The organism is Mesorhizobium sp. M2C.T.Ca.TU.002.02.1.1, from assembly GCF_003997225.1.
This window is the reverse complement of the sequence record NZ_RZTO01000682.1, coordinates 1-3,412: the sequence shown is the minus strand read 5'-3', so window position 1 is coordinate 3,412 and position 3,412 is coordinate 1. Positions and strand designations below refer to the sequence as shown.

The window sequence follows — 3,412 nt, the reverse complement described above, 5'->3', positions numbered from 1 at the left end:
ATCCTCGGGTCTGCGCTGCGTCGCTACGCTCCTTGCTCCGCCCGTGGATGACGAAGCTTAGACGTTTCAGCCAATCCTCAAGGCGGTGCGCGAACGCAGGTGGGATAGGAAACTGACCGATCAGGAGCCGGAGGGATGGGCTCTTCCCCAAAAACGAAAAAAGGCGGCCGAAGCCGCCTTTTCCAAACCCGTTTCGCCAAAACCTTATTCGGCCGAAGCAGCCTCGGCGGCGGCCTTCTTCTCGGCGGCTTCCTTGGCGGCCGTCTCGGCGGCCAGCGCCTGGGCGGCGGCGACCTTCTCGGCCTCGATGCGGGCGCGCTCGGCGTTCAGCGCGTCGCGCTCTTCATCGTTCAGCTTGCGGGCGCGCACGCCGGTGTTTTCAGAAATGCGGGCCGACTTGCCGCGACGGTCGCGCAGGTAATAGAGCTTGGCGCGGCGCACCTTGCCGCGGCGCACGATCTCGACGCCCTCGACCATCGGCGAGTAGACCGGGAACACGCGCTCGACGCCTTCGCCGTAGGAAATCTTGCGGACGGTGAAATTCTCCTGGAAGCCGGAGCCGGCGCGGGCGATGACGACGCCCTCATAGGCCTGGACACGGGTGCGGCTGCCTTCGGTGACGCGCACCTGGACGCGCACGGTGTCGCCCGGCTGGAATTCGGGCAGCTTGCGCTTGGCTTCGATCTTGGCGGCCTGTTCGGCCTCGAGCTGACGGATGAGATCCATCTCAAAAATCCACTTCTTGTTCTTCCGACAGTCAGAGCGTCCTCAGCTCGCCTTGCAGTTCCAATGACCGCTCGGCTATGCCCTTTGTCGAAACATCGGGCAGGGACGGCTACACCGCACTTGTTGACGGGTCCAGAAGATCGTTCTTCCGGTTCGGGCGGCGACATACAGCTATTTCCGCGCTTTGTCACGCCCTAATGCATGTCGCCCGGAAGTGTGGGCGGTTCTGGGATGACGGCATACATCCAAAAAGGGCCTTCAGGCACATTTTTGCGCTCGATGGCCCCATGACATTGACGCCGTGCCGGGTTGCGCTCGCCTCGGAAGCTTTCTAAGCGGGGAAATGAGTTTTTTCGATGCCGTCCTGCTTTTCTTCGCGGGTTTTGCCTCAGGCGCCGCCAATGCGGTTGCCGGCGGCGGCACTTTCCTCACGTTCGGCGCCATGACGCTGGTAGGCCTGCCGCCGATCGTCGCCAACGCCACCTCCTCGGTGACGCAGCTGCCGGGCTATATCACCTCGACGCTCGCCTATTGGACCGATATCCGGCATTTCTGGCGCGGCGCCCTGCTGCTTTGCCTGATTTCCGCGCTCGGCGCGCTGGCCGGCTCGCTCATCCTGCTCGCGCTCTCCAACCCGTCCTTCCGCGCCCTCGTGCCCTGGCTGCTGATCGCCGCCACCGCCCTGTTCGCCGCCGGGCCGTGGCTGAAGCCCGCGGCGGGGCCCGGGCACCAGGCCTCGGTCGGCTCGCTTGCCGGTTCGCTCGTTCAATTCGCGACCGCGGTCTATGGCGGCTTCTTCGGCGCCGGCATGGGCGTGATGATGCTGGCCACCCTCGGCCTGACGCAAGCCGGCGACTACCACCGGCTCAACGCGCTGAAGAACATGCTGTCGATCGTGATCGCGGTCGTCGCTATCCTGGTCTTCGTCTCCGGAGGCGTCGTCGCCTGGCCGCAGGCGATCGTCATGATCCCGGGCGTAGCACTTGGCGGCTATGCCGGCGTCTGGATCGCCAAGCGCGTGCCGCAGGCTGTCGTGCGCGGCTTCGTCGTCGCCGTCGGCCTGCTCCTGGCGTTCTACTACTTCACCAAGGGCTAGAGCATGATCCCGAAAAGCGGGAACCGGTTTTCGGAGAAAGATCATGCTCCAACAAAGAGTTAGATCGTGAGGGCGATTCAACGAAACGCCATCACGATCTAAGGCGAGAGCAGGTCCGGCCGCCGCTCACGCGTGAGCTTCTCGGCCTCCGCGCGCCGCCATTCGGCAATCTTCTTGTGGTTGCCGGAAATCAGCACATCCGGGATCGGCCTGCCCTCGAATTCCTGCGGCCGCGTATAGTGCGGATGCTCGAGCAGGCCGTTCTCGAAACTCTCTTCCTCGCCGGACACCGCATTGCCCATGACGCCGGGCAAAAGCCGCACCACGGCATCCAGCAGCACGAGCGCGGCCGGCTCGCCGCCCGACAGGATGAAGTCGCCGACTGAAACTTCCTCTAATCCTCGCGCCTCGATCAGCCGCTGGTCGACGCCTTCGAAACGGCCGCACAGGATGACCGCGCCCGGTCCGGCCGCAAGCTCCCGCACGCGCGCTTGCGTCAGCGGTTTTCCGCGCGGGCTCATCAGCAGCCTTGGACGCCCGTCGCCCGGCGGCGAGGCGTGGTCGATGGCCCTTGCCAGCACATCGGCGCGCATCACCATGCCGGCGCCGCCGCCGGCCGGCGTGTCGTCGACGGTGCGGTGCCTGTCGGTGGCGAAATCGCGGATCTGGATCGCCTCCAGCGACCACGTGCCGGCTTCCAGCGCGCGGCCGGCCAGCGACAGGCCGAGCGCGCCCGGAAACATCTCCGGATAGAGCGTCAGCACCGAAGCGGCAAAGCTCAACGGTTGCCCCCGGCATCCTTCGGTCCGCGCGGCCGACCCTTGGGGTCGAAGCCGGAACGGCCAGGCGCAGCGCCATCTTCCTCATCCTCGACAAGGCCGGCCGCCAGCGGATCGACCTCGACGAAACCGTCGGCGATCGAGACATGCGGCACCGCGGCCTGCGTGAACGGGATCAGCACGCCCTTGCGGCCGGCAAGCGTGACGTCGAGTATGTCGCCGCCACCGAAATTATGCACGGCGACGACCTTGCCGATGACGCCGGTGTCGTCTCTCACATCGAGACCGATGAGATCGGCGTGATAGAACTCGTCCTCCTCGCCGTCGTCGGGCAGCACCGAGCGGTCGACGAAAAGCTCCGTCCCCGCCAGCGCCTCGGCCGCGTTGCGGTCACTGACGCCCTTGAAGCGCACGACCACGACGGTGCCCGCCGGCCTGATGTCCAGGATCTGGAAGGCGCGGCCATCCTTGGCAAAGAGCGGGCCGTAATCGGCCAGCGCCAGCGGATCGCCGGTGAAGGTCTTCACCCGCAATTCGCCCTTGATGCCGTGCGCGGCACCGATCACGGCCATCTGTACGGGGTTTTCGAGCTTCGACATCGGCGGCGCTTCCTTTGCCCTGCTCTAGCGCCGTCCTGTGGTCATTTCAATGACGGCCTCTTCACCGCTTCCTAACCCGGGTGCCTGAAAATGCCATCATGCAGGAATTCCTCATCCCGGCGAAACCCGATCTCCAGGCGGCGCGCGAAACATGGCTGAAGACGCTCGCCCATGAGCGCCGGCTGTCGCCGGAGACCGTCGAGGCCTATGAG

Annotated in this window: 4 protein-coding genes and 1 pseudogene; 2 read left to right on the top strand and 3 right to left on the bottom strand. The window is 65.5% G+C overall.

Annotated elements, in window-relative coordinates:
* Window positions 1-204: 204 nt before the first annotated feature.
* Complete coding sequence (gene rplS / locus EOD07_RS27460; protein WP_040987802.1) at window positions 205-726, bottom strand: 50S ribosomal protein L19; 522 nt, start codon at window positions 724-726, stop codon at window positions 205-207.
* Window positions 727-1,069: 343 nt separating this feature from the next.
* Here rplS and EOD07_RS27455 point away from each other — a divergent pair, with 343 nt between their 5' ends.
* Window positions 1,070-1,822, top strand: a complete 753-nt coding sequence (locus tag EOD07_RS27455; protein WP_127237627.1) for a sulfite exporter TauE/SafE family protein — start codon at window positions 1,070-1,072, stop codon at window positions 1,820-1,822.
* Between the two features lie 98 nt (window positions 1,823-1,920).
* On the opposite strand, the gene trmD is transcribed toward EOD07_RS27455, so the two are convergent.
* Window positions 1,921-2,604 (bottom strand): tRNA (guanosine(37)-N1)-methyltransferase TrmD, encoded by a 684-nt coding sequence (gene trmD / locus EOD07_RS27450; protein WP_127237626.1) that lies wholly within the window; start codon window positions 2,602-2,604, stop codon window positions 1,921-1,923.
* A complete protein-coding gene (gene rimM, locus EOD07_RS27445; RefSeq protein WP_127237625.1) occupies window positions 2,601-3,200 on the bottom strand; it encodes a ribosome maturation factor RimM in 600 nt (199 codons plus the stop codon). Before rimM ends, trmD begins: the two co-directional genes overlap by 4 nt.
* Window positions 3,201-3,298: 98 nt before the next feature.
* On the opposite strand from rimM, the pseudogene EOD07_RS38685 reads away from it, so the two are divergent.
* Window positions 3,299-3,412 (top strand): annotated as a pseudogene (locus EOD07_RS38685) (recombinase XerC); the annotation flags it as partial.

Coding starts and splice junctions, on each gene's coding strand:
- rplS (WP_040987802.1), bottom strand. CDS start 726: ATGGATCTCATCCGTCAGCTCGAGGCCGAACAGGCCGCCAAGATCGAA.
- EOD07_RS27455 (WP_127237627.1), top strand. CDS start 1,070: ATGAGTTTTTTCGATGCCGTCCTGCTTTTCTTCGCGGGTTTTGCCTCA.
- rimM (WP_127237625.1), bottom strand. CDS start 3,200: ATGTCGAAGCTCGAAAACCCCGTACAGATGGCCGTGATCGGTGCCGCG.